Origin of the sequence: Bacteroides sp. 1001136B_160425_E2 (assembly GCF_015559655.1) — a bacterium.
Classification (GTDB): Bacteria; Bacteroidota; Bacteroidia; order Bacteroidales; family Bacteroidaceae; genus Bacteroides; species Bacteroides luhongzhouii.
The window spans coordinates 1-2473 of record NZ_JADMQH010000049.1 but is presented as its reverse complement, the minus strand read 5'-3'; the positions used below and the strand labels follow the sequence as shown (position 1 = coordinate 2473).

The following is a 2473-nucleotide window of genomic DNA, read 5'->3' as shown; positions in this document are numbered from 1 at the left end:
CCTTGGGTGCGACATGAAGTCGCATAGATAATTGTTGGAATGATACTTACGGGTATCAGCTTTAACCCGCTGTTCCGTCAGCGGTAGCCTACCGACCGATGCACCTTAATGTTGTATTAAGCGGTCGGGACGAAGTACACTTTCGCAAGACAAGACAGAACCGTGAGGGGAAGTCAAGTACGGTTAGTATCATACCGTAGAGTGGCGAGGCTGGATAGTATGGTTAGCGCAAGCGAACTGTTAGTAAACTTCGTAATGTCACGAAAGAGTGTAAGATACTGGCACACTCTACCCAAAAGGGAAGCGGTCGGTTAATCCTCTCCATGGTAGGATTACACGGATATAAGCACCGCCGGAGGATGAGACAGAACCTAACCTATCCGTTAGTTATCTATGTGGAACATGGTAAGCCTGTATTATCTCCTGTCATGTAAAAATGACAGGTAAGCTGACAGCAATGAAAGCCGAATGGTGTGCAGGTATAAGATAACAGAAAAAGCGAACGCCGTTCTGTAATGGAGCGGATACGGATTGAACCGACATCACGGGCTGATGTGGGCGACATCATCCGACACGAAAGTGGGCAGACTTCTGTGACGACATTAGGTAGGCAATCAAACCGAATGTTGTCAAATGGTGATTCTTTACAATTAACTTTTAGAACTTTCAAAAGGAGGAAAGCAAATGAACGAAAACAAGACATCGTGTGCGCCTGCTGACAATCAACAAACACTTTGGGACAGAATAGACTGGACTAAAGCGGAGTTGGCTGTCAGAAAGCTACAAGCACGAATTGTAAAGGCTCAGAAGGAAGGCAGATACAACAAGGTGAAAGCCTTGCAGTGGACGCTGACCCACTCTTTTTACGCAAAAGCCTTAGCCGTAAAGAGAGTTACTTCTAACGGAGGTGGCAACACCCCCGGAGTGGACATGGAAACATGGGAGAAACCCGAAGCAAAAACACAAGCGATAAGCGAACTCAAACGCAGAGGCTACCAGCCGAAGCCATTGAGAAGAGTCCACATCAAAAAGAGTAATGGCAAACTGCGACCGTTGGGAATACCGACAATGAAAGACAGAGCCATGCAAGCACTCTACCTTATGGCATTAGAACCAGTGTCGGAAACAACAGCCGACTCACGTTCATACGGTTTCCGCAAGGAACGCCGCTGTATGGACGCGGTAATGCAATGCCATAACATTCTCCGAAAAGGCTATTCTCCCGAATGGATTCTGGAGGGTGACATAAAGGGGTGCTTCGACCATATCAGCCATGAATGGCTGCTTGCCAACATCCCTATGGACAAGGCAATACTCCGAAAATGGTTGAAATGCGGCTATATCTTCAACAAACAGATGTTCCCGACAGAGGAGGGAACGCCACAAGGTGGCATTATCTCTCCCACGCTTGCCAATATGACATTGGACGGATTGCAGAAAGTCCTTGCAGAGAAATATAAACGAGTTAGAATCAAAGGTAAGTTATATTCGCCAATGGTGAATCTTGTCCGTTACGCTGATGACTTTATAATTACCTGCGAGAACCGTGAAACACTTGAAAAGGAAATCAAGCCATTGGTAGCCGACTTTATGTCTGAAAGAGGTCTGACCTTATCAGAAGAAAAGACGGTGATAACCAATATCCATGACGGCTTCGATTTTCTCGGTTTCAACATCCGCAAATTCGGCAATGAAATATTGACCAAGCCGACCAAGAAAGCCGAAAAACGTTTTATGGAGAATATCCGTAAGGTGACAAAAGGTCATAAGGGTTGCAAGCAGGAATCATTAATCAGGATGTTGAATGCTAAAATTCGAGGATGGGGAGCATATTATCAGCATGGGGCGACACGTGATTCTTTTCACAGAATCGACCATCAGATATTTCTCGCCTTGTGGCAATGGGCTAAACGCCGTCATTCCAAGAAAGGGAAACGGTGGATAAAAGACCGCTATTGGCACAATATCCGAGGGAACAGCTGGACTTTTGCGGCTAAGTTCAAGAAATCAAACGGCAAAGAAGACCAACTTACCTTGTTGAAACTGGCATCTTCGTTTCCTTTTCTGCAATATACGCAGATAAAGGGGGACATGAATCCGTTTGACGCAGACTGCCGCCTGTACTTCAATAAAAGAATGAAGTCAAAGATGCTTGTGACGCTGAAAGGACGTAAATCCCTGCTTTACCTATGGGAAAAGCAAGGTCGGAAATGTCCGATATGTGGTGAACCGATTGACACGCATAAGGCATGGAATGTAATGCCGACTGTACAAGACGGACGGAAATGCAATATGTTGGTTCATGATGAATGTTTCAAATTATCCCGTAAAAAACAATGGAAACAAGAAGTAGGATGAGCCGGTCTCTGCACACGAACAGAGACTTTGAAAAGCTTGAGCCGTATGAGGGGAAACCCTCACGTACGGTTCTGAGGGGGGAAGAGGGCAGTAATGCCCTTGACCTACCCGATCG

At 45.9% G+C, this 2473-nt stretch carries 1 protein-coding gene and 1 pseudogene; both read left to right on the top strand.

Going from position 1 to position 2473, the window contains the following annotated elements; genetic code table 11:
• Nucleotides 1-684: 684 nt before the first annotated feature.
• Nucleotides 685-2358, top strand: a complete 1674-nt coding sequence (gene ltrA / locus I2I04_RS23015) for a group II intron reverse transcriptase/maturase (protein ID WP_032559093.1) — start codon at nt 685-687, stop codon at nt 2356-2358.
• Nucleotides 2337-2473 (top strand): annotated as a pseudogene (locus I2I04_RS23370) (DNA methylase); the annotation flags it as partial. The gene ltrA and the pseudogene I2I04_RS23370, both read left to right, overlap by 22 nt.

What these genes read in the sequence shown, in the direction of transcription:
- ltrA (WP_032559093.1), top strand. Translation starts at nt 685, where the DNA reads ATGAACGAAAACAAGACATCGTGTGCGCCTGCTGACAATCAACAAACA.